The organism is Marinobacter sp. C2H3, from assembly GCF_037080155.1.
In the GTDB taxonomy this organism is placed as follows: domain Bacteria; phylum Pseudomonadota; class Gammaproteobacteria; order Pseudomonadales; family Oleiphilaceae; genus Marinobacter.
The window spans coordinates 1,098,390-1,123,952 of the sequence record NZ_JBBBNZ010000001.1 but is presented as its reverse complement, the minus strand read 5'-3'; the positions used below and the strand labels follow the sequence as shown (position 1 = coordinate 1,123,952).

Sequence of the window (25,563 nt, the reverse complement as noted above, 5' to 3'; positions counted from 1 at the left end):
AAGGCCGTTGTATGTTGCCATTCTGAATACGCCATCCACTCGCGCCAGGTTTTTGGGATCAGTGGGCGTTGCGATTGTCACATTCTGGGTCAGTCGCCTCTGCTAGGCTAAAACGTGACAACAATCAGGTTCAGGGAGGGCCGTTATGTCTGTATCCACCGCATACCCCATCACTTTGATGCGCCGGGCCGGTTCGGCTCTGGTTGCCTTGCTGCTGCTGGCCGCCGCACTGCCCGCTGCCGCGCTGGGCCTCGACAACGCCAGCCGCACCGAGCTGTCGCAATTTACCGTGTCAGAATCCCTGTTGACCAACGTACTGGCGATTACCCGGCAGGCGATACAGCAGGGCATCAGCACGAACGATGAGTTCAGTTTGAGTAACGGCACCGCCTCCATTGGCGATCTGGTGGATCGGGTCAAAAGCAATACCGAACTGATGTCCCTTATTGACGCCCATGGCATGACGGCCCATCAGTTTGTCCTGGGGGATTTGGCGCTGATGCAGTCCGCCATGGCTGCCCAGGGCGGCGGCCAGGCCCACGTTGTCGAGCAATTGCTGGGCAGCGCCAACGAGGCCAACGTCGGGTTTTATCGCCAACATCAGGGCCAGGTGGACAGCCTGTTGTCCTTGGCCAACGGCGAGTCGGCGGATGCGTCCGGCATGCAGCTCACCGAGGAGGACAAACGAAAACTGGCCCAGCTGAAGCAGATGCAGCAGTCCGGCAAGTTCCGGGAGTGCCTGAAAATCGGCGTCGTCATGCCATCGGCCACCTACGCGTATACCGCGGCCGCCGCGACCAGCCATTACAACGTGCCCAACACGACCCTGGAGCCAGGCACGCTGGCCAAAAGCGGCAAGATCCTCGAGGACCTGAGTGCCAATGTGCCGGAGGAGGTGCCCAGCGACGCGTTGATGAAAATGGGGCGGCAAATGGCACTGCAGGAAGGACACGACCCAATCGAGCTGACTGCCGAGTTCAAGGCGGCAATGACCACGCTCAAGGACTGGTTGCAGGCCAATTGTGAGCCGGACAAGACGGCGGGAGACGTTGGCGCCTCCTCAGCCAGCACCGCCACGGCGGGCCCGGCAAGCGCGCCGAATACCGTCAAACCGGCATCGTCCGATGCGCCGGGCGTGCAGTTCGGGCAGCTCGCCGCCAACGATGCCCTCATTCTGCAAAACGCTGACGGCATCCAGACCGGGGACGGTGCCGGCCCCGCTCACCTCACGGTGATCTTTGATCCGAACGGCCCCTATGCGGCCAAGCTCTATACGCTGCTGCAAAAGAAGTACCCGGACGTGCCGGTGCGTTGGGTGCCCGTCGCCTATATGACCAAGACCAGCGCGCCGCTGACGGCGCTGCTGATCCACTCCCGCTCGCCCCGGCAGGATCTGAATACCGATCTGGCGGACTATAATTTCCAGAATCACCACGGTGGCATCGTACCGGGGGCAGACCGCTCATCCGAGTTGCCGGGCGAGCAGCAGCAACTGTTCGAGGCCCTGAAAACCTGGGGCGGCTACACACCGATGATCGTGTTTGAAGATCAGGCGGGGCGGTGGCTGCAAACCGGCGGCAGTGGTGAGGAGGTCATTCACAGCGTGCTGGCGCAGGCCGCTGATTAACCGACGGTTGAGCGAAAGCCACTGCGGCCCTGCACTCAACCCTCAGCCCTGTTGCGTTACGGTATAAGTGCCAGGCGTATGCAAAACACGATCAACGAGATCTACCTTAAGGAGTCCCGCCGCGTTCTGGCCACGCTGATTCGCCTGCTTGGCGATTTCAGCCTGGCCGAGGAAGCGATGCAGGAGGCGTTCGCCGCCGCGCTTCAGCAGTGGCAGAAAGACGGCGTGCCGGACAACCCCCGGGCCTGGCTGGTGTCCACCGGGCGCTTCAAGGCCATTGATCAGCTTCGGCGGCGGGCGCGGTTTGATGCGTCGCTGGAGTTGATGGCCCGGGACCTGGAGGCCGACGCGCAAGACCTCCCCGATGAAGCCCCGGACATCGTGGATGATCGGCTGCGCCTGATTTTCACTTGCTGTCACCCAGGGCTTTCCGTGGAGGCGCAGATCGCGCTGACGCTGCGGGAAGTGTGCGGGCTAACCACGGAAGAGATCGCCCGGGCATTTCTCACCTCGGCGTCCACGCTGGCGCAGCGCATCGTGCGGGCCAAGGCGAAAATCCGGGACGCGCGGATTCCGTACGAGGTGCCGGCCCAGGCGCAGTTGCCGGACCGGCTGCACGCGGTGCTGCACGTCATCTATCTGGTATTCAACGAGGGCTACGCCGCCTCTGCCGGCGACCGGCTGGTGCGCCACGAGCTGAGCCAGGAGGCGATCCGGCTAGGGCGGTTGCTGCACGAGCTGCTGCCGGAGCCGGAGGTGGAGGGGCTGCTGGCGCTGATGCTGCTGCACGACGCTCGCAGGGACGCCCGCAGCAATGCGGCGGGCGACCTGATAGTGCTCGAAGAGCAGGACCGCCGCCTCTGGCACCAGGGCCAGATACGTGAAGGCTGCACCCGGGTGATGCGGGCCCTGGGCAGCGGCCGTTTCGGGCCCTTTACCCTGCAGGCCGCCATTGCGGCCGTGCACGCCGAGGCACCGTCCGCGGGGGAAACAGACTGGGCACAGATCGTCGGGCTGTACGATGCCCTGCTGCACCACGCACCCTCGCCGGTGGTCGCTTTGAACCGCGCCGTGGCGGTGGCCATGCACCAGGGCCCGGAGCACGGGCTGGCGCTGGTGGACGAGCTGTTTGCCCGAGGCCTTCTGCTGGATTATCACCTTGCCCACGCGGCCCGGGCGGATTTCTGCCGCCGCCTGGGGCGCGTTGATGAAGCCCGGGCCGCTTATCAGCGGGCGCTTGATCTGGCCACGCAGGCACCGGAACGCCGGTTTCTCGAGGCCCGCCTGTCCGACCTTGCCTGACCGGGCCACTCGGGCAGTGAGGGCACAAGGAGCCAGCTCCCGCTCCGCAAAAGACTGCAAAATGTCGGCGTTCCGGGTTCAGGACTCCGACGCAATAGGCTAGCTTAGAAGAGTGCGGCTTGATGAACGACGCTACGCCCTTGATACAGAGAACATAATGAGAATAAGCCTGTTGATCATCGGCGCCCTTTGGTCCGTCTCTGCCTGGTGCCAGACGCTCCAGATCATGGGGTCCGACGAGGGATTCATTCCGTTTTACTACGGCCATAACCTCAGCGAAGGCATTCTGGTGGAGGTGATCCACGAGTTCACCCGGGAGACCGGCATTGCCGGGCGTTTCCGGCCCGTTCCCCGCAAGCGCCAGGCCTGGACCCTCAAGCAAGGCCGGGCCAACGCCGTGTTCGCCAACCCGTTGTGGATGCCGCTACCGGACCAGATGCACGCCGTTGGCCCGGTACTGACCTGGCGTGACCGGGTGTTCGCACAGCCCGGACGGCGGCCGGAACGCTTCGAGGACCTTCAGGGCAGCGTCTGCCTGCGCAAATGGTTTGTATACAGCGATGCTCTCGAGCAGCGGATCGACGCCGGCCTGGTCCGGCGCGATGGCTATAACGCTCAGCAGATGCTGGGGATGTTTCTGAGTAAACGCTGCGATTACATCGTGATGAACGACGTGGAGTTCCGGTTTCTGGCCCGGCAGATCAACGTCGATCCCAGCCGGTTCCACACGGGCCTGATTGACACCGAGTGGCCGGTCTACCTCGGTATCCTGAAAACTGAGACCACGCTCATTGATGCGGCGGAGGCGTTTTTCGCTGCCCACAACGTTGACGTTGAGGCCCTCGTTGAAAGCCTACCGCCGCCTGACCGGCCCGTCTCGATTCGAGTGGATCATTAAGGAGACTGGCTGCCCGCTTTGCGAAAGCAATCGTTTTCGTACCCGCTCGGTTCAACGATAAGAAACATGGGACCCGATATTCATCCGCGTCAAACTCAAAGAGCGCGTGAATTAAAGGGATTTCCTGAGCGTCCAGAAAATCGCCGACGAGGCACGCCTCAGATTCGGCGAACTCGATAATGGCTCAGCTCAATCGGTACCTGGAAAAGACATACTGAAGACAGGAAGAATAATGATGACATGAACAATGGCATGCTACTTTCCGCCGAGCATCCCAGGAGACCTCGTCACTCACAATTGAGAGCGCCAAATCAACTGGAAAAACAACTATTTCTGAAGATCTAGGGACTTCTCGTATCAGCCCTGAGACGGAACCAACCCGGACGTATACCGGCTTGGTTCCTACCCCTGAAACTGTATAGTTGGGCATCCTTTCCTAATGATCAGCCGCTATGCTGTTTACAGGCACGACCTTTAAAGCGCCATCTTTGCCACTCTGCGGATGGTATTTTCCATACGGCAGAGTGCTGATCGCAATGTTATTCACGCGTTTAGCAATAGGCAGGTAATCCTGATTTGCGGTTTTGATGGCTGTAGCAATGAGTGCGACCAGAAGACCGTTACCCGAGTTATCAGACGTGTCCACAACCTGTTCGCTGTGGTAGTTCCACAATTGCGCACCAGTTGCGGTGGAACGGAGAACGTAGTGCAACCCCACTGTCACATTGCCGCCGACGACATAATAGTTGGTATCCCATTTGTCGATCGTTACAAAAAGAACCGCGTCGGCGCCAAATAAATCACCGAACTTCTGTGGGGGAACATCAACTAGTTGCTCACCGTCCGATACGCCCTGCTCATGCAACAACTCGGTTGTAACTTCAATCGGCATCACATAATGCCCCATGTAAGCTAAGGGCTCAGCTACACTTGTTTGGTAAAGGATTGGCGCATCCGCCGCCGTCGAATGGTTGATCGCAGGAACGACAACGATGGAATTGATATCCTCATCGTACATGACTGGATAAGCTTCTTGCTTCGAGAGCAGGTTTGATTGAGTTGCACACGCGGTAGTCAATGAAATAATCACCGCCAGAACGATAAATTTAAACGTATTGATCATGCGTTATCCTTGGGCTGTATCGATCATCAGAGACATGAGCTTTTCCGATTCGGGATAAAGGCTCTGCTCTGCTTTGAATTCGTTAATCGCAGCTGCTTGATCACCGCTTTTTAACAAGAACTGACCAAGTTCGGCGTGAATACCCGGAGGTGTAATAAGATTGTGCTCGCCGCTGTAACTGATGATTCGTCTCAGCTCCGCAATGTGAGCGTTTCTCGTCTGCTCCGATGGATCCTTTTTGTACTCATACAGTGTCGTTGCATAGCTACCAAAGTAGAAATGGGTAGGCGGAACATTAGAATTGACCGCGCAGCCACTGAGCACACTAATTAGGAACACTACTGATAACGCAAGTTTCATGGGAGATTCACCTCGTAGACATCACCGGACGACAAATAGATTTTTTTGAGAATTAATAGTTGCCCGTTCTTTTCGACGCGCAGTACGTGGGTGCCAGGTTGTGCGGTATAACGAGTAGCCTGAATTCCGTTCAGATCATAGCTGGCGCCTTCAGAAACAATACGCTGAAGATTATCGTCCAACACGAACACCACACCTTCGGGGTTGCCCATGAACTGAAGGTGCGCGCTTTCAGCAACTTCTGTGCTCGCCCGATAGGTGCCACAAGCCGACAAGAAAAGCAGCGCAACCATGGCTAAAGTCCGTTTCATTATTTGTCCTCTGTCTCAGCGACGATGAGCTTATCCAGCTCCCGATCCGTCAGATTTCCATCGACTAGGGTGGCCAAAGAAATCTCGTTGGTGCCCTCGCCTGCGAACGAAGCGACTTTTAGCGTCGCAACCTGCGTGCCCGGCAACTCAATCATCATGCCGGTTTGTGGATTTTTAACCTTTTTACCCGGCTGCATCACTGGAAAGGTATCGCCAAGCTCGATGCCTTGAGCTTTTCCGCCAGTAACAAGGTAGAAACCATCTTGATGGCCAATAATGTAAGCTCTCCAGGGCTTGTCCATCAGATTGCCAATAAGCTCACTGACCAACTTGGAAATAGCTGAAGAGAGCGCAGCGTCATCCAGGCTGCTGTCGTAGCCAGCGGTATTCCCAACACCGAAAACTCGATTCGCTTCAGCAGTCGCAGTGCCCGCACCTTCCTGAGCAAATACAATCTGACCTGTGTGCACGTCGACGAGGCGAACATTTACCTTGGCCCGGGCGGTTTGAACCTTATTGCGACTGAATATGCCAACCTCGCTCTCGGTACTACGGCCAAACTCTGACACCGACCCGATGATCAAATAATCGGCACCAACTCGCTGACTATCAAGATCATCAAGAGATTGTTCCTCACGCACTTTCCCGAGATCCGCTCGCTCCAGCATTAAGAACTTGCCGGTCTCAGTGAGCCGGGCAGAAAGTATATCCATCGCTTGCTTGCCGATTCGGTCGTTATTGTTATCAAGCAAGAAAGAATTGCCGTGCTTTGTTTCGTTACTGAAGCGAGCAATCGCAACCTTGCGTTTCAGCGTCTTGCCTTGCTCTGCAAGCACCGGGCTCACTTGCGCTTTCTGAGGGAGGGAATTTTCTACGGGCTGGGTAACTGTCGAGCAACCAGCCGACAACAGTAGCGCACTGAAAAGCGCTAGTGTTGCTCCTATTTTTTTCATTCTGAATTCCTTATCGGTCTGTGTACGCAAACGGCATAGTAGACAAGCAAAAACGCATTCTCAAAATAAATATTAAATAGTTTGTAATATTCTGTGAAAAATGTCCGAAATGATAGCTTTCTATTTTCCCTGATTTCTCGGCCCCCCAGCACCCAGAAATAGTCTTACAAACCTGTCGATTCCCACGATCGCCGTTCGACTAAGAGATATAAGAGCCGGAAAACGTTAACGACGTTCCGGCACCCAACCACCCCCGTCGAACCAGGAAGGAGCACACCATGAAATTCATGATCATTCGAAAGGCCGATCCACACACCGAAGCCAGCGTGATGCCCGGGCAGCAACTGCTGATGGACATGGGCCGATATAACGAAGCCATGGCCAACGCCGGCGTGTTTGTGGACGGCATGGGGCTGAAGGCCAGCGCGTTCGGTTTCCGGGTCGATTTCCAAAACGGCAAACCTACGGTGATCGACGGACCTTTCGCGGAAACGAAGGAGCTGGTGGCGGGCTTCACCCTCATTGACGTGGCGTCTCGTGAGGAGGCCATCGAATGGGTCAAGCGCTGGCCCGCCTCCGATGCGGACGGCAACGCCCGGCTGGAAGTGCGCCAGGTGTTCGGGATGGAGGATTTCGAACCGGGCGAGGGCCTGGCGGTGCATGAGGCCCTCGGTGAGCGCCTCGGCAGACGGCCCCGCAACCTTGGCCCTTACCTGCAGTTCAATGGCCATTGCGCGGATGCGTTCCGGTTTTACGCCGACCTACTCGGAGGCTCGGTGGATTTCATGATGACGTTCGGCGATTCGCCGGAGCCGGCCGGGGTCGGCGACCACTGGCAGAGCAAGATCATGCACGCTCACTTGACCCTGGGCGATCAGTACCTGATGGGCTGCGACGCGCCGGAACAGTGGTACCAGAAACCCCAGGGCTTTTCCGTGCAGCTGCAAATGGCCAGCGCTGACGAAGCTGAGCGTGCGTTTGCCGCCTTGGCCGAGGGCGGTACCGTGCGTATGCCGATGGCGGAAACCTTCTGGGCCAAGCGCTTTGGCGCCGTTGTGGACCGGTTCGACATCCCGTGGATGATCAATTTCCCCGGCGATGTGGAGGTGCCCATGCCAGACCGTGCCGGAGCCACCGGGGAGGCTGCAAAATGAAGTATCTGGCGCTGGTGTACTACAACGAGACCATCATGGCGGCCATGTCCCAGCAGGAATGGGATGCGCTGAATCAGGAGTGCATGGCCTGCGTGGCAAACCTGACGGAGGGCGGGCATTACATCACCGGCTCGCCGCTGCTGCCCACCCACACCGCCACCACCGTGCGCGTGCGCGATGGCAAGACCTCGGTGACCGATGGCCCCTTCGCGGAAACCCGCGAGCAGTTGGCGGGCTTTTACATGCTGGAAGCGCGGGACCTCAATGAGGCCATCGCGCTGGCCGCGAAAATTCCTCCCGCCCGCTACGGCTCCATTGAAGTACGCCCGGCCCGGGAGCTGAAAGCCGAGGGCAATCAGGCCGGCGGGTCCGGCCTCTGAATGACAGGAGAAGGATCATGACAGCGATTGCAAAGAACACCATTTGCCTCTGGTTTGATGGCGACGCCGAAGAGGCGGCCCGGTTCTATGCCAGTGTGTTTCCGGACTCCTCCGTCGATGGCGTCTGGCGGGCGCCGGGCGATTACCCGGCCGGCAAACAGGGCGACGTGCTGACGGTGCAGTTCACGGTGCTGGGCATCCCCTGCCTGGGCCTGAACGGCGGGCCCATGTTCAAACACAACGAGGCGTTTTCGTTCCAGGTGGCCACGGACGACCAGGCCGAGACGGATCGCTACTGGCACGCCATCATCGACAACGGCGGCCAGAAAAGCGACTGCGGCTGGTGCAAGGACAAATGGGGGATTTCCTGGCAGATCACGCCGAAGGCGTTGACCGAGGCCATCAGCGATCCGGACCCGGCGGCCGCCAAGCGTGCGTTCAATGCCATGATGACCATGCAGAAGATTGATATTGCCGCGATTGAAGCGGCGCGACGGGGGTGAGGCTTGCGTCGGGCAAGCGGCAAGCTGGCCCGGCGGGCGCTTTCATTAGCCCTGTGAGGCTTCAAGCGCCTGGATTTTTTTGAACACCTCATCGGCCTCGGCGCTGAGTTCGGAGTAGGTGCGGATGTCCCCTTTCCTCTGGGCCTGCAGGGCTTGCTCAAGCAGCGTGGCGCGCTGTTTTTTGAGTTTCTTGGCGGGGTCGCCTTTGAACATGGAAAACATAAAGTGCTCCGGTTGGACTTCGGTCTGAATGTGTACGACTGGCCCGGGAAAAGGGGTTAACGGCAGCGGCGTTTGGATTTGCCGGGTGTTCGTAATAAGCTGATTTGGCGTCTCTGTGCCGGTGCTCCGGCTTCACGTTTTTCATACCCCCGCTGGATCACGCATGCCTGATTTATCCTATCTGCAACGCCCCGATCCCGGGCGCTTCGATGTCCGGGGAAATCCACCGACGATGAAAGCCGTTGTCACGACGGGCAACGGTGGTTACGAGAAGCTCGACTATCGGGATGTCCCCATTCCAACGCCGAGACCGGGCGAGGTTCTGCTAAGGGTGCTGGCCGCCGGAGTGAATAACACCGAAATCAACACGCGGATTGGCTGGTATTCCTCATCGGTTCGCGCTGGCACCGAGCAATTCTCCGAAGCGGGCAACGATCCTGCCCTTGAGGACGGCGGCTGGAACGAATCCACGCCGTTTCCGTTCATTCAGGGTACGGACTGTTGCGGAGAGGTCGCTGCCTGGGGCCGGGGTGCGACGGGACCCGCCATCGGAGCACGCGTTCTTGTTCGACCGTGTATGCGGTCAAACGGCTTTGGTTCTCTGGACAACCTCTGGATGGCCTCCGATTTTGACGGCGCCTTTGCGCAGTACGTTTCCGTGCCGGCCAGCGAAGTGTTTGAAATACACTGCGATTGGAGCGATGTGGAGCTGGCAACCATTCCCTGCGCCTACGGCACGGCGGAAAACATGCTGCACCGGGCCGGCGTTAGCAACGCTGACCGGGTGTTGGTTACCGGGGCGTCCGGCGGGGTCGGGTCTGCGGTTGTTCAATTGGCCAAGCGCCGAGGGGCCCACGTCATTGCCGTCGCCGGTAAGCACAAGCTTGACGCCGTGCGGGACGTGGGCGCCGATCAGGTTATTGCCCGGGGCACGGACCTGTCTGCTGGCCTCCCGGACGGGTCGGTGGATGTGGTTATCGACAATGTCGGCGGTGATCAGGTTGGCGCTCTGCTGAAGATCATGGCACGCGGCGGCCGATACGCCTCATCCGGCGCGATTGCCGGCCCGATCGCCAGCATCGACCTGCGTGACTTTTACCTCAAGGATTTAACGCTGATCGGATGTACCGCGTGGGATGAGCCAGTCTTTGCGAACCTCATCGGCTACATCGAGCGCGGCGAGATACGCCCGCTGGTTGCGAAAGCGTTTGAGCTGAAAGACATAGCCGTTGCGCAGGAGACCTTCCTGCTGAAAACCCATGTCGGCAATTTTGTCTTGGTCCCACCCCGGTAGCCGCTTCTCTTTACCGGCGAATCAGGGGCATACTGGGGCTTCAGGCACCGCCCATCCGGAGTGCCTTTTGCCGTTCTTCCTTGACCTTCGATGAGGCGCCCATGAGCGATCTGCCCAGCCAACCAGAAAAAAAACACGGCACCAGCGGCTACTCCTGGAAACTCTGCGCGGGCGCCGCCGTGGCCGCCGTGATTGCGGCGGTGGTGTCCTGGGGTGAGGTATCGCCCATCATTACCGGGCTGATCCTGCTGACGGCCGTTGGCTGGGGCTTCACCGCGCGGGATAACCGGCGGGACACCCTGCAGGAAAACGGTAGCGAACCGCAATGACCCTGAGTGCCCCGTTTCAGCTGCTGGCCAGCTACAACCAGTGGATGAACCAGAAACTCTACGAGGCGGCCGGCACGCTCAGCGCCGAAGCGATTGCGGAGGATCGGGGCGCCTTCTTCGGCTCCATTCTCGGCACGCTGAATCACCTGGCGGTGGCGGATCGGCTCTGGCTGAAGCGGTTTGCCGCCCAGCCCACTATCGGAGCACCATTGCAGGCAGTGGCCGCCCTGCCGGACCCTGTCGGCCTGGATCAGACGCTGTTTGACTCGCTGCCGGCACTCAGCGAGCACCGCCGGTGGCTGGATGAGCAGATTCTTCGCTGGGTCGCCTCGCTGTCCAAAACGGATCTGGAACAGACGGTCCACTACCACAACACCCAGGGAATCGCCCATCAAAAGCGACTTTCCAGCCTGCTGCTGCATTTTTTCAATCACCAGACCCACCATCGCGGCCAGACCACCACCCTGCTCTCCCAGGCCGGCGTGGAGGTGGGCGTGACCGACCTGCTGGCGCTGATTCCGGAAGCCGTCTGAGCAATCCACCCCTCCGCCGACAACACCGGCAACCCGGCCTCCCCCGAACCCACCAGGTACGGGTTACCCCGGATGGGCCCCGGTTGCGGCCCTGGTACTGAGTTGTTAGGTTGAAAAGCACATTCCGGTTCAAGCAGGAGGTGTTATGGAAACCCGAAGCTTTGGCAACACCGATGTAAAGGTTACCCCAGTGGGCCTTGGCACCTGGGCGATTGGCGGATGGATGTGGGGCGGCACGGACGAAGCCCAATCCATCGATACCATTCACGAAGCCATCGACCGGGGCGTGGGCCTGGTGGATACCGCGCCGGTTTACGGCTTTGGCCGATCAGAGGAAATCGTGGGCAAGGCGCTCGCCGGCGGTCGGCGGGACAAAGTGGCCCTCGCTACCAAGGTGGCGATGAACTGGTCGGATGACCACGATTCGGTCTGGCGGGAAGCCACCGCTGCGCGCATCGAGAAAGAGATCGAGGATTCCCTGCGCCGACTGCAGACGGACCATATCGACATCTACCAGATTCACTGGCCCGATCCGAAGACCCCCATGGAAGAAACCGCACGGGCCATGGAGAACCTGCTCAAGGCCGGGAAGATCCGCGCCATTGGCGTGAGCAACTTCACCCCTGAGCAGATGGATGAGTTCCGCAAGTTTGCCCCGCTGCACAGCCTGCAGCCCCCGTACAATCTGTTTGAGCGGGAGATTGAACAGGAAACGCTGCCCTACTGCGACGAACAGGGCATCGCCACCATCACCTACGGCGGCCTGTGCCGCGGCCTGCTCTCCGGCAAGATGCACGGAAACAGCCAGTTCGATGGTGACGACCTGCGCAACAATGACCCGAAGTTCCAAGGCGACCGGTTCCAGCAGTACCTGGATGCGGTAGCGGCGCTCGACGAGTTTGCCCGGTCCCACTACGACAAGGACGTGCTGGCCCTCGCCCTGCGCTGGCTGATTGACCGGCCCGGCGTGACCACGGCCCTTTGGGGTGCCCGCCGGCCCGAGCAGCTGGCGCCGATCAGCGAGATTGAAGGCTGGTCGCTGGATACCGGGGCGCTGAAAGCCATCGATGAGATCCTGGCTAAACACATCCAGGATCCGGTCGGCCCGGAGTTCATGGCGCCACCGGCCCGGGATGAAGCGGCCTGATCGCCGCCCCGAGACAAAAGGGAGAGCCCTCGCGGCTCTCCCTTTTTCTTGCCCAGTGCTAGACTCAAAGGGAGCCTGCCGGTAGTCCGGTCGGTGGTCGTGAGCACAAGCGCGGAATGGACGTGTTTTCCTGCTGTCGGCCCGGTTCCCCCTCCTTGATCTCCCTCCGATGTCCGCCCGAACGGCATGGCAGACGGGCCCGTGTGGCCTTCGCAATCAGCCTGTGCGTCTGTCACGGAGGAGTGAGACCATGGTTACTGCACCCGACGCTTTCCAACTTTCCCGGCAAAGCTTTTTACGTATTTCTCGGCCTGCCCCCCAGAGTGATTCACCAAGCGATCCACCACTAAACCCACTGGGCGACCGACTCAGCAAACCCCGGCATACCGGCCGCTGGTGGGCGGCAATGGCCCTGTTCAGTGCCCCAGCGCTGGCGCTCGCTGCCGAGCCGACAACCTACACCGGCACACCGGTGACGGTGGGCAATGGCACCGCGCACCTGGTGGTGAGCACCACGGCAGCGGGCGATCCGGCGTCGGTTTCCGTGGTGCTGTCCCGAGCGGCCCTTGAGGGCCTGCCCAACGCCGAACCGGGCCGCATGGCCTGGGAGTTTACCGTGCCCATGCCGGAAGACGGCCCGTATACGGGGTTTGACCACGTGGTGCTTGATTGGAACCCGGCGGGCCACCCGCCCAGCGGGGTCTATTCGGTGCCGCATTTTGACGTGCACTTCTATCTGATCACACCCGAGGAGCGGGAAACCGTGAGTTTCCAGGGCGCCGACCGCGATCAGGCCCTGGCTCCACCGGAGGCCGCACTGGTGCCCGCCGGTTACGTGGTGCCACCCGATACCGCGGTGGAGCACATGGGGCTTCACGGCGTTGACCCGGCCGGGGGTGAGTTCCACGGCGCGCCGTTCAGCCACACGTTTATTTACGGCTACTACAAGGGGGCACTGACCTTCGTGGAACCCATGGTCTCCCTGGCGTTCCTGCAGTCCCGGCCGGAGGTGACCACCGCCGTGGCCAAGCCTCTGCGATACAGCTATCCGGGCTGGTACCCCACCGGCTACCGGATCGGCTTCGATGCAGGGCGGGACGAAATCACCGTGTCCTTGCAGAATCTGGAGCGATTCAACGGATTTTAAAACGGCCCGTTGACACCCGGCACGCCCTGTGATGTTATTGCCGTTAACAATGTTAACGGCAATAACTTTTGAATCACCAGAGCGTCCGAGCCGCCATGACCAGAGCCGCCTACCACCACGGCGACCTTCCCCAGCAAGCCCACCAGCAAGCCCTTGAGGTGTTGCGGGCCGACGGCGACACCGCCATCAGCCTGCGGGCGATCGCCAAGCAGATCGGCGTCAGCGCGCCGGCCCTATACCGCCATTTTGCGGACCGAGAAACCCTGCTGGCCGAGCTGGCCGTCACCGGTTTTGAGTGGCTCCGCGAACGCCTGCTGGCCGTGGATCAGACGGAACCCCGCCGGGCGTTGCTGGAGATTGGCCTCGCTTATGTGGCGTTTGCCAATGACGAGCCCAACCTGTACCGGCTGATGTTCGGCGGCCGAATCCTGCCCCGGGGCGCCCATCCGCGTCTGGATGAAGCCGGGTTAGCGGCCTTCAAGGTGTTGGAAGACACCGTGGCCAGCGGCCAGCGCCGGGGCTACCTCAAGCCCTTGCCTCTGCCACTGATGACGGCCACCGCCTGGTCCCTCGTGCACGGCCTGTCGGAACTGATGATTGATGGGCACCTGCCCGCCGCCGACGCCGAGCCACGGCTCGCCGAAAGCGTACTGACCCTGTTAATGGACGGCTCCCGGAACGGGCCGGACACCCAACCCGAGGACACCACATCATGAGCAGCCCCAAACCCAGCACCCTCCGCGTCGGCCGCCGTTACCGGTCCAACCGCCTGAACGGCCCTTACGACGCCATCGTGATCGGCTCCGGCATCGGCGGCCTTACCGCAGCCGCCTGCCTGAGCAAACTGGGCAAGAAGGTGGCGGTGTTCGAGCAGCATTACACCGCCGGCGGTTTTACCCACAGCTACGATCGCAACGGCTATGAATGGGACGTGGGCGTGCACTACATCGGCGATATGGGGTCCGAGCACACCCTGGGCCGGCGCCTGTTTGATCACATCACCGATGGGCAACTGAAGTGGGCGGCCATGGACAGCCACTACGACCGCATCTACTTGGGGGACCGACACGTGGACCTGGTGGCCGGCCCGGCGGCCTTCGCCGAGACCCTAAAGGCGGCGTTTCCCGGCGAGGAACAGGCCATCGACACCTATCTGAAGTACCTCAAGCAGGTGTCCGGGGCCATGCCCGGCGTGGTGCTGGCCAAGCTGATGCCGGCAACGCTGACCGGCCCGTTCCGGGCGCTGGCCAAACGACGCGCGCCGGCGTTTTTGAACCGCACCACCCGGGAGGTGCTCGAAAGCCTCACCAGCAACCAGGACCTGATCGCGGTGCTGGCCGGCCAGTGGGGCGACAACGGGCTGCCGCCGGCCGAATCGAGCTTTCTCATTCACGCCCTGATAGCACGTCATTACCTGCACGGCGGCTACTACCCCATTGGTGGCGCGTCTGAAATCGCCAAGACCATCATCCCGGTGGTGCAACAGGGCGGCGGTGAGGTGTTCACCTACGCGGACGTCACCGGCATTGTGGTGGAAAACGGCAAGGCGGTAGGTGTGACCATGGCCGATGGCGAAACCGTCCGGGCCCCGGTGGTGATCAGCAACGCCGGCGTTTTCAACACCTTTGGCAAGTTGCTGCCGGCGGACGCGCCGCATCGGGTGGACTACCAGAGCCACCTCACCCGGGTGAAACGGTCCATGGCCAGCGTGTGCCTGTACATCGGCCTGCAGGACACCGCGGAAGCCCTGAACCTGCCGCGCACCAACCTCTGGCTCTATCCGGGCGCGGATTACGAAGGCCAGCTCGCCCGCTTCTGGGAAGACCCGGAGCACGCGGACATCCCGCTCACCTACATCTCGTTCCCCAGCGCCAAGGACCCCAGCTTCGCCGCCCGCTATCCCGGCCGCGCCACCATCGAAATCGTCGCCCCTGGCCCCTATGAGTGGTACCAGGCCTGGGCCGATAAACCCTGGGGCAAGCGGGGCGAGGACTACGAGGCGAAAAAGGAGGCCTACGCCCAGCGCCTGCTCGCCAAATTGTACGAGAAGCTGCCCCACCTGAAAGGCAAGGTGGACTACTATGAGCTGTCCACGCCCCTTTCCACGGACTATTTTTGCCGCTACGAGCGCGGTGAAATCTATGGCCTGGACCACACCCCGGACCGCTTCGAGCAGGACTGGCTGCGCCCGAAGACCCGCATTCCCGGTCTCTACCTCACCGGCCAGGATGTGCTCACGTGCGGCGTGGTGGGCGCCATGATTGGCGGGCTGATGACCACCGTGGCCGTCAGCGGCGTGAAAGGTCTGCCGCTGGCGAAGCGAATGTTTGTGGGGTAATCCAACGGTTCGGGCTGCAGATAAACCGAGGGCCGCGTCATGAAACCGGCCCTCAGTGCTGGCCCTTGCCGGGCGCATTCGCTAAGCTGCCGACCGAACAACCGAAATCGTGTTCCGGGCACTGAGGACCTCGTGATCCACCTGGAAACACCCGCACCCGCAGCTGGCGGGAAACCCGCGCGTCGGCTGAGTCCGACCATCAATACGAAAAGGACGTCATGATATGAAACGCCCCACATCGATTACCGTCATTGCTTGGTTTTTGCTGATTTCTTCCGGCCTCTCGCTGGTAGCCGTCCCCTACTACATGAGCAACTCCGAGCTGCTGGACGCCCTCAAGCAGACGACGTCCTTGCCACCCATGACGCTGATGATCATCACGCTGATCAATGCCGCGGCCACCTTTGCCGCCGGTATCGGGATGCTCAAGGGCAAAGGCTGGTCACGCGCACTGTACGTTGCGGTCACAGTGATTGGCCTCGTCATCACCGGCGTGACCACTCAGGCACCCACGTCCCTTCTTCCCGGGGTGATCATTTCCCTGATCATTATCGTCCTGGTGTTCCGCCCCAAGGCAAGCGCGTTCTTCCGCGGTGGTTCGGACGAGGTGCATGCGTAAGGTCATCGCGATTACGCTGGAAGCCCTTGCCGGGCTTCTGGTGCAGACCGCTCTGTTCGCGAGCTTTATGGATATTGGCCCAAGTCCCGCGCAGGCGACGATGATTCTGATATATCTGGCTCTCGCGCTTCCCTTCCTGCTGGGCGGGCTGGCCGTGAACCGATTCCTGGGGTGGCGTCTGCACCTGGGCGTTTTGCTGGTTGGTGTTCCGGTCCTCGATGTGCTTGTGATTGGCTGGTTTAGGTTAATGGACGCCAGCGGAGATCTGCAGCGGGTCACGGGCCAACCCGTGAACAACTTCTTTAACGACTACACCATGGGCACCGCACTGTCCGGCGCATTTGCAGTACTCGGACTTATCCTGCTGTTCTGGCACCGCCGTCGTCGCTCGTAGGGGCCCTCAGTGTCCGGTCCGGCCGCCACCGCTGGGCCTGCAAACCCTTTCATACCCTGTTTCTGCGCGAACCGCGGCGCACACCACCGCGGGTAGAGGCGACGCGGGGTTTGCAGGTATGCTTGCGGGCTAATGTCTCTGGCTCCGGGAACCCTATTTTGCTTGCTTCCGCCAACCCTCTCCTGCATCGCTGGCTGGCACAACATCCCATTCTGGCTCGCGTGGCCAAATGGTTGCTTCTGCCGACGCTGACCACCCTGCTGATGCTGTCGGACGATTTCCTGCAACAGCTGTACACCCCCAACAATCAGGCCGAGCTTGAATTCAAGTACGTGCTGGTGCTGTGGCTGATCAATTTATGCCTGTGGCTGAGCGGCCGGCGCTGGTTCATCAATCTGGTGCTGGTGCTGTTTGCCGCCATGGAGCTGTTCCAGCTCAGCTACATCTCGTTCGTGGGGTCGCCAATCACGCCGTTCGATCTGAGCAAGCTGGTGTCCGAGTGGGGCGAGATCAACCATACCCTGAGTTACGCCTTTGCCGACCACTGGCCCGCGCTCGTGGCCTGGGGCTTGCCCTGGGGCGCGCTGTTCGTGGTGTTCAACTGGGGCGTGCCCCGCTGGAACCTGCCGCGCTCGTGGATCGCGCTGCTGATCGTGATTCTGGTGCTGGGCAGCAAACCCGAGCGCGCCACCCGGCGGGATATGATCTCGTTTATGCCCGGGCCCACCCGAAGTTCGCTGCACAACTCCATCAACGTGTTCAGCTACTACTTTACCCGCATGGCCGGCCGGGAGGTCGCCGTGGACCGCCCAGACTACCAACCCTATCAGATCATCAGCGACGCCATGGCGGATGCGCCGGAGAATATTGTGCTGGTGGTGCCCGACTCCACCCGCTATGACCGTATGAGCGTCTACGGCTATGACCGGGATACTACGCCCTACCTGGAGACGATTGCCCAGCACCCCAGGGCCAGCGTGATTCGCGGCATTGCCAGTTCCGTGGCCACCGGGGCCTCCCTGCCGCTGCTGTTCAACGTGATCAATGAGCCGGGCAACGTGCCGGAGCTTGAACGCGGTATCGGCAACCTGTTCCGGCAGGCCAAAGCCAACGGCTACAAAACCTTCTGGCTCTCCACCCACGAATCCAAGATGCTCAATGGTGTGGGAAGCCGGTTCCTGGATGTCTCGCTGACCAGGGAAGACAATCCGGTTGAGGTGACCGAGAACGGAGACCGGGCCCTGCTCAGCTGGATTGACCAGCAGCAGTGGGGTAAGAAAAACTTTATCGCCATTGTGCTGCGCAGTGTGCATTCCCCGTACCGGGCCAACTACGACCAGTCGGACAACCCCCGCTACCAGGCCTGGCCCACCGAGGGCTCCGGGCTGACGCCCACGGAAAAGCGGGCCAACGCCTACGACAACGCCCTACTGTACCTGGACGACCTGTACCGGGATGCCCGGGCCAAGCTCGAAAAGCAACTCAAGGGTGACACCGTGTGGGTGCTCACCTCCGATCACGGCCAGATGCTCGGGGAAAACGGCCTGTGGGGCCACAACCGGCTGACCAAAGCGGTCTCCCACGTGCCGATGGTGATTGACGAAACCCGGGACAACCCGACGGACACCGCCTACCCGCTGCCCGACTACGACCACCTGAGCCATTACGAACTGGGCCACTGGCTGCTCTCGCTGATGGGCGAGAACCTGGTGAACCCGAACGCCCAGGCCAACGTGCACTACTTCCACAGCGAAAAGCTGTATGAGGACAATTTCTACGAGGTGGTGGTGGAGAAGAACAATCAGTTGATCTTCTGCGGCCGCCAGTTGCTGAGCCAGACCGACAAGCCGAAGCCGTGCCAGTCACCGGAACAGACCCTGGCCCATGCCCCGGACGCCGGCACTGCGCCAACGTTGTCCGCCCCCCGGAAGCCGACGCTGTAATCCATTGTTTGAGCGAGAGAACGCTGCCATGCCCCGCCTGACCCGAAAGCGCTACTGGATACCCGCCCTGCTGGTTCTTATCGCCCTGGCCATCCGGCTCTGGGCGCCGGGCTGGATCAACCAGGCCTACGCGCACGCCGCCCGGCAAGCGCCGGTGCTGTTTGAGGGGTGCCAGAAAGCTTGGGCCCACCGGGGGTTTGTCGGCGAGGGCCAGGAGGACTCCGTCGGCAGCGTCCAGCGGGCCATTGCCCGGGGCGCCAGCGGGGTGGAAATCGACGTGCTGTACGACGCCGACAGCGGGCAATTCATGGTCTCCCACGACCGCCCCTACCAGACCACCAACGGCCAGACCCTGACCCTGGACCAGATGCTGGAGGCCATAGGGCCCCAGGTGTATTTCTGGCTGGATGCGAAAGACCTGAGCGGCCTCTGGCCCTGGCAGGCGGACGATGCCGTCAACCGTCTTGCCACGGTTCTGGCCCGGCACGGTATGACCGACCGCGCCCTGGTGGAATCTCGCAACCCCATCTACCTGGGCTGGCTCGCCGAGCGGGGCGTGCACACCAGCTATATGATCAGCCCGAACGAGGCGGGCTATTCGGCGCCGATCTTCTGGGGCAACGTGTACGTGATGAAGCTCGCCTACACCTTCGGCCCGTTCAGCGCGCTGTCCATGAACGACGACCGCTACACCCGCACAGTGCAGCAGGCCTTTGGCGATGAGGTGCCCATTCTGGTGAGCACGGTGAACGACCGGGACGCGTTCGAGTTGTACGCGGAGAACCCGCGGATCGCTGTGGTTCTGACCGATCGGGACTATTATGCCTACAACAGCTGCGCCACCGAGCGCACCACCGACGCGCCGGTTGCGGACTGATCCGGCCCAAACGCGGGAGTACACCCATGCATACCGGCAGCTGCCTGTGCGGCCAGATTACCTATGAATACCACGGCGAGATCCACGAGCTGTCCCGCTGCTACTGCCACCAGTGCCAGAAGGCCCAGGGCGGCGCCTTCGTGGCCGTTGCGCCCGTCGACGCCCGGCGGTTCACGCTGACCGCCGGGCGGAGCTGCCTGAAAACCTTCAGCGCATCCCCCGGCAAGGTGCGCGCGTTCTGCGGCGAGTGCGGCAGCCCGCTGTACAGTGCCCGGGACGATCTGCCCGAGGTGCTTCGGTTGAGGGTGGGCACGCTGGATACGCCTCTGCGGGTGAATCAACAGGTGCACGCGTTCACCGACGACCGCCCCCTCTGGTACGAGATTCTCGACGACTACCCGCAGTATCCCGGCAAACGCCCGGCCTGAGCGGTCTTGCCCGCCGCTTCTGCTCCCTCCTCGTCCGTCACCGGGCGGCGCCAGGCCGTGCAATCGCCCGCACATACGTAGGATTACCTATCCGTCCATTCCCCGACTTCCGTCGTAAAGATGGTTTACTAATCATTCCCTGCCTATAAACTAAGGCGCTTTCTATATTTCAGCGATCCGGGAGCCCCATGACCCAAGTGGACGTCCTGTTCGAGCGCTATGGCCCAAAGTACCAATGGCTGGTCTCGCTGACCGTGCTGCTGGGACTGGTGGCGCTGGGCATGTCGATTACCATCGTGAATGTGGCCACGCCCTACATCAAAGGGTCGTTCGGCATGAGCGACGACCAGGTTCAGTGGTTGTCCACGGGCTTCCTGGCGGCCACCACGGTGGCCCTGCTGGTGGCGCCCTGGCTGGTGAGCGCGTTTGGCCAGCGGGCCACGTACATCACCGTACTCGCCATTTTCATCGGCGCGTCCTTCCTGGGCGGCCTGGCCACGGGCATGGGCGCGATCATCGCCTCTCGAATTATCCAGGGCGCCATGACGGGGTTGATCCGGCCGGTGGCCCTGGAGGCGTTATTCTCGGTATTTCCTCCGCATCAGCGGGGCATGGCCACCGCCATGTATGGCATGAGCCTGGGGTTACCGCTGACGCTGGCCACGGTCATAGGCGGCTGGCTGGTGGAAACCTACAACTGGCGCTACGTGTTTTTCATTGTGCCGCCGATCTGCGTGGCGGCGATGGTCATGGGCTATTTCTTCCTGCCGCCCCGGGAGAGCAGCGGGCCGCGCCCGCCGTTTGACTGGTTCGGTGCCACCTCTTTGTTTGTGGCCGTGTTCGCCCTGCTTACCGCGCTGTCCAACGGCCAGCGCTGGGGCTGGGGCAGTGTTGCGGTGGTGGGCCTTCTGGTGCTGGCGGCCGCCATCGCGGCGGTGTTCGTTGGGTGGCAGAAGCGCACCCCCACGCCGCTGCTGGACCTGGGCATTTTCCGCAACAAGGGCTTTTTGATGGGCTCCATGGCCCTGTTCCTGTTTGGCGGTTCCTTCTACGCCATCATGTACCTGCTGCCGAACTTTGTGCAGAGCATCCTGAGCTACGATCCGGTCAAGGCCGGCGTGCTGTTTACGCCGTCCACCCTGGTGCTTGCCATCCTGGTGCCCATGGTCGGGAAGCTCAGCGACCGGGTGCCGCCCCACTACCTCACCCTGCCGGGGCTGGCCTTTGCCATTTTTGCCGTGTTCATGATGGCGCAGGTGGATAGCTACACCTCGTTCACCACCCTGGCCATTGCCATGTCAATGCTGAGCGTGGGCATGGCGGCGTTTCCGCCACCCACCATCACTCGGGCCATCGGCTCGCTGCCGCCGCATCAGATTGGCTATGGCTCTGGTGCCATCAACTTTGCCATGCAGCTGGGCGGCGCGTTCGGCACCGCCGGGCTGGTGGCGATGATGGACCGCCGTACCGTGTTCCACAGCGATCACCTGACCGATGGCCTGAACGCCGGCAATGCCATGGCCATGCAGGCCATGGACCAGCTTCAGAGCGCCGTGGCCTCCGTGGGCACCAGCGCGCTCTACCAGCAAGCCGCCGCAATGCACCTTCTGAGCCAGATGGATGCACTCTGGGCCCGCATCTTCGCCTTTCAGGACGGCTTCCTGGCGGTGGTCGCCGGCCTGGTGCTGGTGGTCGTTCCTTCCTGCCTGCTCAGCCGCTGGTCGGCGCAGCGGGCTTCGTGATGTCGTGATTCTGATACAGGACCTACCTTGTTATGGCTGATACGCAGAACGTTGATAACACTCAGGACAACGGGAAAGCGCCACGGAAGGCAGGCAGGCTCCGGCTGGCGGCCGGACTGGTGGTGCTGGTTGCCCTGGTGGGCTGGATCGGCCACTGGTTCTGGTTCCAGAGCACCCATGTGACCGGCGATGACGCCCAGATCGTCACCAACGAAATCACCGTCAGCAGCCGCCTGTCCGGCCGCCTCTCCGAGTTCTCGCTGATCCAGGGCGATACCCTGAAAAAAGACAGCGTGGTGGCCAGCCTCTACAGCCGCCCGGACGAACTGCAACTGGCGTCCCTGCAGGCGAAGGTGGAAGGCATGAAAGCCGAGCTGGCCTACCAGAAGCAGCGGCTGGCCCTGTCCAGCGACCAGTTGCAGGGCGGCATCCGGGAAACCCGGGACGAACTGGACGCGGACCAGGCCACGCTGGAGGCCGCCCAGGCGGTGATGGATTCGGCGGAGAAAACCTACCACCGCTCGAAAAATCTCTCCACGTCCGGCGCCGTCTCCCAGCAGAAGCTGGACGAAGACTTCTACACCTACCTGACCGCCAAGGCCGACTACGAGCGGGCCCGGCGCCAGGTCACCGTGGACCGGACCGCCCTGGACAACTCCCGGATCGGCCTGATGAGCGGCCCCACCATGAGCCTCCCGAACCCCGAGCTGCTCAAGGCCCAGCTGCAGGTCACCCAGCAGTCCCTGGCCCAGGCCGAGGCGGACCTGCGCCACCAGCAGGTGCAGGTGGACGACCTGACCATCCGCAGCCCCCGGGACGGCGTGGTGGACAAAACCTTTGTGGACCCCGGTGAGTATCTGTCTGCCGGCCAGCCGGTGCTGATGATGCACACCCCCGGCGATGTTTGGGTGGAGGCCAAGATCAAGGAAACGAAGATCGGTGACCTGAAGGCCGGCCAGCCGGTAGCGCTGCACGTGGATGCCATGCCGGACCAGACGTTCCGGGGCCATGTCCAGGTCATCGGCAATGCCGCCACAAACCAGTTTGCCCTGCTGCCCAACCCGAACCCCTCGGGCAACTTCACCAAGATCACCCAGCGCATCCCGGTGCGGATCGCCATTGACGATGGCCCCAAAGAACGCCTGAGTCCGGGTATGATGGTGGTGGTGGACATCGACATTTCCGGGGACGGCCAGGGCTCTTGACCCGCTGAGCCGCCCCATCGTCAGGGGAGAACCGCAAGGATGACGGCAACGGTCACGGCAGACTACGTGGAAATGGCAGTGCGGCTGATCGCCGCCCTGGTGGCGGGTGCGCTGATCGGCTATGAACGCACCTACCACGGCCGACCCGCCGGCTTTCGCACCCACGCGCTGGTGTGCACCACCTCCAGCCTGCTGATGCTGGTGACGGTGTATGAGGTGCATTGGATGCCAACCGCCGGGGACATGATTCGCCTGGACCCCACGCGAATGGCGCAAGGCATCATGACCGGCATCGGCTTTCTCGGCGCTGGCGTGATCATGAAAGAGGGCCTGTCCGTGCGCGGCCTGACCACGGCCGCGTCCATCTGGATCACCGCGGCCATCGGCATCCTGGCCGGCATCGGTTTCTACTTTCCGCTAACCCTTTCGGTGGCCCTGGCGGTCAGCGTCCTGTCGCTGTTCCGCTGGATCGAGGCGCGGGTACCCAACCAGATTTACTACCGGTTTGACGTCCGCTTTGAGCGAGGATCGGAGCTATCCGAGACGCAGCTCCGGGCCCTGCTGAAGGAACACGGTTTTGGCGTTGCCGACATGAGCTACCGGCTGGACCAGGACGGCCGGGTGTTGCGGCACACCATGAGCATCCGCACCACGGTGCAGACCGGCGCCCGTACCCTGGCAAACCAACTGGTGGCGCTGGATTCCGTGCTGGAATTTCGGATCACGCCGACGGGGAGCTGAGCCTTTCCCCGTAGTGATTCACCAGGTAATCGATAAACACCCGGGCCTTGGCCGGAAGATGCCGGTTCGGCAGGTAGCAGGCGTACACGTCGGTATCCGGCGCATCGAAATCCTCCAGCACCGGCTCCAGCAATCCCGCTGACACGTAGCGATCCAGCGTGAACGACGTCAGCATGATCACCCCGAGACCACCGATCGCCGCCCGTAACATGGCTTCGGTGTTGTTGACGGTAAAGTTCCCCGTCACCGCCACGCTCTGAACGCCGTCCGCGCCGTGGAAATACCATTGGTTAAAGCTGGGGTTGGGCCGGTAGACAATGCAGTTGTGGTGTTTCAGGTCGTCAGGGACCTGCGGCCGGCCATGGGCGGCCCAGTAGCCGGGCGCCGCACAGGGCAACCGCCTGGCGCTGCCCAGACGGCGGGCCGCCAGGTGCGGCTGGGGCTGCTGGGTGATCCGAATGGCCACATCGAACGCCTCTTCCGCCAGATCCACCTGCCGGTCGCTCAGGTCCATGTCCACCCGGATGTCCGGGTACGCCGCCAGAAAGCCTGGCAGCAGGCCCGCCACCTGATGGGAACCGAAGTTTACGGGCGCGGTCACCCGCAGCAGCCCCCGGGGTGCGTTGTTCAGGTCGGTCACCGCCGCTTCAGCCTCCCGGGCCTCAGCCACCACCCGTACACAGTGGCTGTAATAGACCTCGCCCGCTTCCGTCAGGCTCAGCCGCCGGGTCGTACGGTTCAGCAGCCGGGCGCCCAGGCTGCGCTCCAGGGCCGACACCCGCTTGCTGACCACCGGTGTGGACAGCCCCAGCGACTGGGCCGCCGCTGAAAAGCTCTCCTGCTCCACCACTGCCGCAAACACCACCATGGCATCCAGGCTCATCGCCGCCTCATTACTTAATAAATAGAAAAAGTGATTTTCTATTTAGCCAGATTATCCGGATTTAGGAAACAGTTAAACTGCACGCCTTGCTGAGAGCCATCCGCCCTCGGCGTACGTTGGACCGGGCGTGATCCGCCCCACCAGGAGACGCACTGATGAACCCCCGTTACACCCTTACGGCCATTGCTCTGCTGCTCGCCGCCACCCTGTCCTGGGGCGGCATGTTCCCCGTCGCCAAGTCGGCGCTGGTGAGCCTCGATGCCTACTATATGACGTGGATCCGCTACGGCACCGCAGCGCTGATTTTTGCTGCTCTGCTTCTGATCACGGAAGGTCCTCGCGCCCTGCGCACCGAGGGCCGGGCGGCGACCCTGTTCCTGCTGGGCACGCTCGGCTTCGCATGCTTTAACCTGCTGGCGTTCAACGGCCTGGCCCACACCCGCCCGGAACACGGCGCGGTGATCATGGCCACCATGCCAATGATTACGGTGTTGTTGACCTGGGCTATCCAGGGCGTCCGCCCGGCTGGCTTCACCCTGTTGATGGTGGCGGTGGCGTTCAGCGGCGTGTTTCTGGTGATTACCGGCGGTGACCCGGTGCGAGCGTTTGGTGGCGGTGCGGCCCACTGGGACCTCATGTTTCTGGCCGGTGCCGTCTGCTGGGTGACCTACACCATGGGCGGCGCCCGCTTCCCGACCTGGTCGCCGCTGCGCTATACCACGGTGACCTGCGTGTTCGGTGCGCTGTCACTGGGGGCCATCGCCCTGGGCCTGACCGCCACCCACGTTCTGGAACGGCCCACTCTGGCAACCATCATCGACCTGCGCTGGCAGATGCTCTACCTGATCCTGCTGGGTGGCGTGCTGGCCGTGTTGAGCTGGAACACCGGCATTCGCCGGCTGGGGGCCGTCAACGGGGTGCTGTTCATCAACTTTGTGCCCATCACGGCCTTTACCATCGGCGCGATCCGTGGCCACGCGTTTTCGGTGACCGAAGTGCTTGGCGCGCTGATGGTGATCACCGCGCTGGTACTGAACAACCTGTATCAGCGCCGACAGGCTGCGTTGACGGCGGTCCTGGCGTCACCGGTAACGGTTGCCCGATAGTTCG

The 25,563-nt window shown here is 61.8% G+C and carries 28 protein-coding genes; 22 read left to right on the top strand and 6 right to left on the bottom strand.

All coding sequences use genetic code 11. The features are described from left to right. Positions 1 to 145: 145 nt before the first annotated feature. The 3 genes from V3388_RS05030 (at position 146) to V3388_RS05020 (ending at position 3,827) form a co-directional block, all read left to right on the top strand. Positions 146 to 1,627, top strand: a complete 1,482-nt coding sequence (locus V3388_RS05030; protein WP_336366426.1) for a hypothetical protein — start codon at positions 146 to 148, stop codon at positions 1,625 to 1,627. A 78-nt stretch (positions 1,628 to 1,705) separates the two neighbouring features. Beyond that, positions 1,706 to 2,929, top strand: a complete 1,224-nt coding sequence (locus V3388_RS05025; RefSeq protein ID WP_336366425.1) for an RNA polymerase sigma factor — start codon at positions 1,706 to 1,708, stop codon at positions 2,927 to 2,929. A 157-nt stretch (positions 2,930 to 3,086) separates the two neighbouring features. Further along, on the top strand, positions 3,087 to 3,827 hold the full coding sequence (locus V3388_RS05020) for a substrate-binding periplasmic protein (RefSeq protein ID WP_336366424.1): 741 nt from the start codon (positions 3,087 to 3,089) through the stop codon (positions 3,825 to 3,827). 436 nt (positions 3,828 to 4,263) lie between these two features. On the opposite strand, the gene V3388_RS05015 is transcribed toward V3388_RS05020, so the two are convergent. From V3388_RS05015 to V3388_RS05000, 4 genes are read right to left on the bottom strand one after another with little or no spacing between them, the layout of a single operon-like run. Continuing rightward, entirely contained in the window at positions 4,264 to 4,950 is a 687-nt protein-coding gene (locus V3388_RS05015; RefSeq protein WP_336366423.1) for a GNA1162 family protein, read from the bottom strand. Positions 4,951 to 4,953: 3 nt separating this feature from the next. After that, entirely contained in the window at positions 4,954 to 5,310 is a 357-nt protein-coding gene (locus V3388_RS05010) for a DUF4810 domain-containing protein (protein ID WP_336366422.1), read from the bottom strand. After that, positions 5,307 to 5,621: a hypothetical protein gene (locus tag V3388_RS05005; RefSeq protein WP_336366421.1), complete on the bottom strand. Its 315-nt coding sequence runs from the start codon at positions 5,619 to 5,621 to the stop codon at positions 5,307 to 5,309. Before V3388_RS05005 ends, V3388_RS05010 begins: the two co-directional genes overlap by 4 nt. Next, complete coding sequence (locus V3388_RS05000) at positions 5,621 to 6,574, bottom strand: CsgG/HfaB family protein (RefSeq protein WP_336366420.1); 954 nt, start codon at positions 6,572 to 6,574, stop codon at positions 5,621 to 5,623. Before V3388_RS05000 ends, V3388_RS05005 begins: the two co-directional genes overlap by 1 nt. A gap of 278 nt (positions 6,575 to 6,852) precedes the next feature. On the opposite strand from V3388_RS05000, the gene V3388_RS04995 reads away from it, so the two are divergent. From V3388_RS04995 to V3388_RS04985, 3 genes are read left to right on the top strand one after another with little or no spacing between them, the layout of a single operon-like run. Continuing rightward, positions 6,853 to 7,728: a YciI family protein gene (locus V3388_RS04995; RefSeq protein WP_336366419.1), complete on the top strand. Its 876-nt coding sequence runs from the start codon at positions 6,853 to 6,855 to the stop codon at positions 7,726 to 7,728. Further along, on the top strand, positions 7,725 to 8,108 hold the full coding sequence (locus tag V3388_RS04990; protein WP_336366418.1) for a YciI family protein: 384 nt from the start codon (positions 7,725 to 7,727) through the stop codon (positions 8,106 to 8,108). Before V3388_RS04995 ends, V3388_RS04990 begins: the two co-directional genes overlap by 4 nt. A 17-nt stretch (positions 8,109 to 8,125) precedes the next feature. Next, positions 8,126 to 8,611, top strand: coding sequence for a VOC family protein (locus V3388_RS04985; protein ID WP_336366417.1), 486 nt, complete (start codon positions 8,126 to 8,128; stop codon positions 8,609 to 8,611). Between the two features lie 45 nt (positions 8,612 to 8,656). Here the strand turns inward: V3388_RS04985 and V3388_RS04980 are convergent, their stop codons facing one another. After that, the gene (locus V3388_RS04980) at positions 8,657 to 8,833 is read right to left on the bottom strand and encodes a DUF6435 family protein (RefSeq protein WP_336366416.1); all 177 of its coding nucleotides are present in this window, start codon (positions 8,831 to 8,833) and stop codon (positions 8,657 to 8,659) included. A gap of 115 nt (positions 8,834 to 8,948) precedes the next feature. Between V3388_RS04980 and V3388_RS04975 the strand changes: the two genes are divergently transcribed. The 15 genes from V3388_RS04975 to V3388_RS04905 all read left to right on the top strand — a co-directional run bounded on the left by V3388_RS04975 (position 8,949) and on the right by V3388_RS04905 (position 23,570). Then, a complete protein-coding gene (locus tag V3388_RS04975) occupies positions 8,949 to 10,127 on the top strand; it encodes an alcohol dehydrogenase family protein (protein WP_336366415.1) in 1,179 nt (392 codons plus the stop codon). 101 nt (positions 10,128 to 10,228) lie between these two features. Then, complete coding sequence (locus V3388_RS04970; RefSeq protein WP_336366414.1) at positions 10,229 to 10,456, top strand: hypothetical protein; 228 nt, start codon at positions 10,229 to 10,231, stop codon at positions 10,454 to 10,456. Further along, on the top strand, positions 10,453 to 10,989 hold the full coding sequence (locus tag V3388_RS04965; protein WP_336366413.1) for a DinB family protein: 537 nt from the start codon (positions 10,453 to 10,455) through the stop codon (positions 10,987 to 10,989). Before V3388_RS04970 ends, V3388_RS04965 begins: the two co-directional genes overlap by 4 nt. Positions 10,990 to 11,134: 145 nt before the next feature. Next, entirely contained in the window at positions 11,135 to 12,136 is a 1,002-nt protein-coding gene (locus V3388_RS04960; protein WP_336366412.1) for an aldo/keto reductase, read from the top strand. A gap of 406 nt (positions 12,137 to 12,542) precedes the next feature. Next, positions 12,543 to 13,283, top strand: a complete 741-nt coding sequence (locus tag V3388_RS04955) for a DUF5602 domain-containing protein (RefSeq protein WP_336366411.1) — start codon at positions 12,543 to 12,545, stop codon at positions 13,281 to 13,283. 95 nt (positions 13,284 to 13,378) lie between these two features. Beyond that, complete coding sequence (locus tag V3388_RS04950) at positions 13,379 to 13,999, top strand: TetR/AcrR family transcriptional regulator (protein WP_336366410.1); 621 nt, start codon at positions 13,379 to 13,381, stop codon at positions 13,997 to 13,999. Next, complete coding sequence (locus V3388_RS04945; RefSeq protein WP_336366409.1) at positions 13,996 to 15,621, top strand: phytoene desaturase family protein; 1,626 nt, start codon at positions 13,996 to 13,998, stop codon at positions 15,619 to 15,621. The genes V3388_RS04950 and V3388_RS04945 overlap by 4 nt, the downstream gene beginning before the upstream one ends. 223 nt (positions 15,622 to 15,844) lie before the next feature. Continuing rightward, positions 15,845 to 16,240, top strand: coding sequence for a hypothetical protein (locus V3388_RS04940; protein WP_336366408.1), 396 nt, complete (start codon positions 15,845 to 15,847; stop codon positions 16,238 to 16,240). Beyond that, a complete protein-coding gene (locus V3388_RS04935; RefSeq protein WP_336366407.1) occupies positions 16,233 to 16,634 on the top strand; it encodes a hypothetical protein in 402 nt (133 codons plus the stop codon). The genes V3388_RS04940 and V3388_RS04935 overlap by 8 nt, the downstream gene beginning before the upstream one ends. 158 nt (positions 16,635 to 16,792) lie before the next feature. Further along, complete coding sequence (locus tag V3388_RS04930; protein ID WP_336366406.1) at positions 16,793 to 18,577, top strand: sulfatase-like hydrolase/transferase; 1,785 nt, start codon at positions 16,793 to 16,795, stop codon at positions 18,575 to 18,577. Positions 18,578 to 18,605: 28 nt separating this feature from the next. Continuing rightward, complete coding sequence (locus V3388_RS04925) at positions 18,606 to 19,454, top strand: glycerophosphodiester phosphodiesterase (RefSeq protein WP_336366405.1); 849 nt, start codon at positions 18,606 to 18,608, stop codon at positions 19,452 to 19,454. A gap of 26 nt (positions 19,455 to 19,480) precedes the next feature. Further along, the gene (locus V3388_RS04920) at positions 19,481 to 19,882 is read left to right on the top strand and encodes a GFA family protein (protein WP_336366404.1); all 402 of its coding nucleotides are present in this window, start codon (positions 19,481 to 19,483) and stop codon (positions 19,880 to 19,882) included. A 188-nt stretch (positions 19,883 to 20,070) separates the two neighbouring features. Continuing rightward, the gene (locus tag V3388_RS04915; RefSeq protein ID WP_336366403.1) at positions 20,071 to 21,624 is read left to right on the top strand and encodes a DHA2 family efflux MFS transporter permease subunit; all 1,554 of its coding nucleotides are present in this window, start codon (positions 20,071 to 20,073) and stop codon (positions 21,622 to 21,624) included. Positions 21,625 to 21,656: 32 nt separating this feature from the next. After that, a complete protein-coding gene (locus V3388_RS04910) occupies positions 21,657 to 22,829 on the top strand; it encodes an HlyD family secretion protein (RefSeq protein WP_336366402.1) in 1,173 nt (390 codons plus the stop codon). 39 nt (positions 22,830 to 22,868) lie between these two features. Then, complete coding sequence (locus V3388_RS04905; RefSeq protein WP_336366401.1) at positions 22,869 to 23,570, top strand: MgtC/SapB family protein; 702 nt, start codon at positions 22,869 to 22,871, stop codon at positions 23,568 to 23,570. Here the strand turns inward: V3388_RS04905 and V3388_RS04900 are convergent. Continuing rightward, a complete protein-coding gene (locus V3388_RS04900; RefSeq protein WP_336366400.1) occupies positions 23,551 to 24,453 on the bottom strand; it encodes a LysR family transcriptional regulator in 903 nt (300 codons plus the stop codon). The genes V3388_RS04905 and V3388_RS04900 overlap by 20 nt on opposite strands. 155 nt (positions 24,454 to 24,608) lie before the next feature. On the opposite strand from V3388_RS04900, the gene V3388_RS04895 reads away from it, so the two are divergent. After that, positions 24,609 to 25,559, top strand: a complete 951-nt coding sequence (locus V3388_RS04895; RefSeq protein WP_336366399.1) for a DMT family transporter — start codon at positions 24,609 to 24,611, stop codon at positions 25,557 to 25,559. The last annotated feature ends 4 nt before the right edge of the window (positions 25,560 to 25,563 follow it).

What these genes read in the sequence shown, in the direction of transcription:
- V3388_RS05030 (WP_336366426.1), top strand. Translation starts at nt 146, where the DNA reads ATGTCTGTATCCACCGCATACCCCATCACTTTGATGCGCCGGGCCGGT.
- V3388_RS05025 (WP_336366425.1), top strand. Translation starts at nt 1,706, where the DNA reads ATGCAAAACACGATCAACGAGATCTACCTTAAGGAGTCCCGCCGCGTT.
- V3388_RS05020 (WP_336366424.1), top strand. Translation starts at nt 3,087, where the DNA reads ATGAGAATAAGCCTGTTGATCATCGGCGCCCTTTGGTCCGTCTCTGCC.
- V3388_RS05015 (WP_336366423.1), bottom strand. Translation starts at nt 4,950, where the DNA reads ATGATCAATACGTTTAAATTTATCGTTCTGGCGGTGATTATTTCATTG.
- V3388_RS05010 (WP_336366422.1), bottom strand. Translation starts at nt 5,310, where the DNA reads ATGAAACTTGCGTTATCAGTAGTGTTCCTAATTAGTGTGCTCAGTGGC.
- V3388_RS05005 (WP_336366421.1), bottom strand. Translation starts at nt 5,621, where the DNA reads ATGAAACGGACTTTAGCCATGGTTGCGCTGCTTTTCTTGTCGGCTTGT.
- V3388_RS05000 (WP_336366420.1), bottom strand. Translation starts at nt 6,574, where the DNA reads ATGAAAAAAATAGGAGCAACACTAGCGCTTTTCAGTGCGCTACTGTTG.
- V3388_RS04995 (WP_336366419.1), top strand. Translation starts at nt 6,853, where the DNA reads ATGAAATTCATGATCATTCGAAAGGCCGATCCACACACCGAAGCCAGC.
- V3388_RS04990 (WP_336366418.1), top strand. Translation starts at nt 7,725, where the DNA reads ATGAAGTATCTGGCGCTGGTGTACTACAACGAGACCATCATGGCGGCC.
- V3388_RS04985 (WP_336366417.1), top strand. Translation starts at nt 8,126, where the DNA reads ATGACAGCGATTGCAAAGAACACCATTTGCCTCTGGTTTGATGGCGAC.
- V3388_RS04980 (WP_336366416.1), bottom strand. Translation starts at nt 8,833, where the DNA reads ATGTTTTCCATGTTCAAAGGCGACCCCGCCAAGAAACTCAAAAAACAG.
- V3388_RS04970 (WP_336366414.1), top strand. Translation starts at nt 10,229, where the DNA reads ATGAGCGATCTGCCCAGCCAACCAGAAAAAAAACACGGCACCAGCGGC.
- V3388_RS04965 (WP_336366413.1), top strand. Translation starts at nt 10,453, where the DNA reads ATGACCCTGAGTGCCCCGTTTCAGCTGCTGGCCAGCTACAACCAGTGG.
- V3388_RS04960 (WP_336366412.1), top strand. Translation starts at nt 11,135, where the DNA reads ATGGAAACCCGAAGCTTTGGCAACACCGATGTAAAGGTTACCCCAGTG.
- V3388_RS04955 (WP_336366411.1), top strand. Translation starts at nt 12,543, where the DNA reads ATGGCCCTGTTCAGTGCCCCAGCGCTGGCGCTCGCTGCCGAGCCGACA.
- V3388_RS04950 (WP_336366410.1), top strand. Translation starts at nt 13,379, where the DNA reads ATGACCAGAGCCGCCTACCACCACGGCGACCTTCCCCAGCAAGCCCAC.
- V3388_RS04945 (WP_336366409.1), top strand. Translation starts at nt 13,996, where the DNA reads ATGAGCAGCCCCAAACCCAGCACCCTCCGCGTCGGCCGCCGTTACCGG.
- V3388_RS04940 (WP_336366408.1), top strand. Translation starts at nt 15,845, where the DNA reads ATGAAACGCCCCACATCGATTACCGTCATTGCTTGGTTTTTGCTGATT.
- V3388_RS04935 (WP_336366407.1), top strand. Translation starts at nt 16,233, where the DNA reads ATGCGTAAGGTCATCGCGATTACGCTGGAAGCCCTTGCCGGGCTTCTG.
- V3388_RS04925 (WP_336366405.1), top strand. Translation starts at nt 18,606, where the DNA reads ATGCCCCGCCTGACCCGAAAGCGCTACTGGATACCCGCCCTGCTGGTT.
- V3388_RS04920 (WP_336366404.1), top strand. Translation starts at nt 19,481, where the DNA reads ATGCATACCGGCAGCTGCCTGTGCGGCCAGATTACCTATGAATACCAC.
- V3388_RS04915 (WP_336366403.1), top strand. Translation starts at nt 20,071, where the DNA reads ATGACCCAAGTGGACGTCCTGTTCGAGCGCTATGGCCCAAAGTACCAA.
- V3388_RS04910 (WP_336366402.1), top strand. Translation starts at nt 21,657, where the DNA reads ATGGCTGATACGCAGAACGTTGATAACACTCAGGACAACGGGAAAGCG.
- V3388_RS04905 (WP_336366401.1), top strand. Translation starts at nt 22,869, where the DNA reads ATGACGGCAACGGTCACGGCAGACTACGTGGAAATGGCAGTGCGGCTG.
- V3388_RS04900 (WP_336366400.1), bottom strand. Translation starts at nt 24,453, where the DNA reads ATGAGCCTGGATGCCATGGTGGTGTTTGCGGCAGTGGTGGAGCAGGAG.
- V3388_RS04895 (WP_336366399.1), top strand. Translation starts at nt 24,609, where the DNA reads ATGAACCCCCGTTACACCCTTACGGCCATTGCTCTGCTGCTCGCCGCC.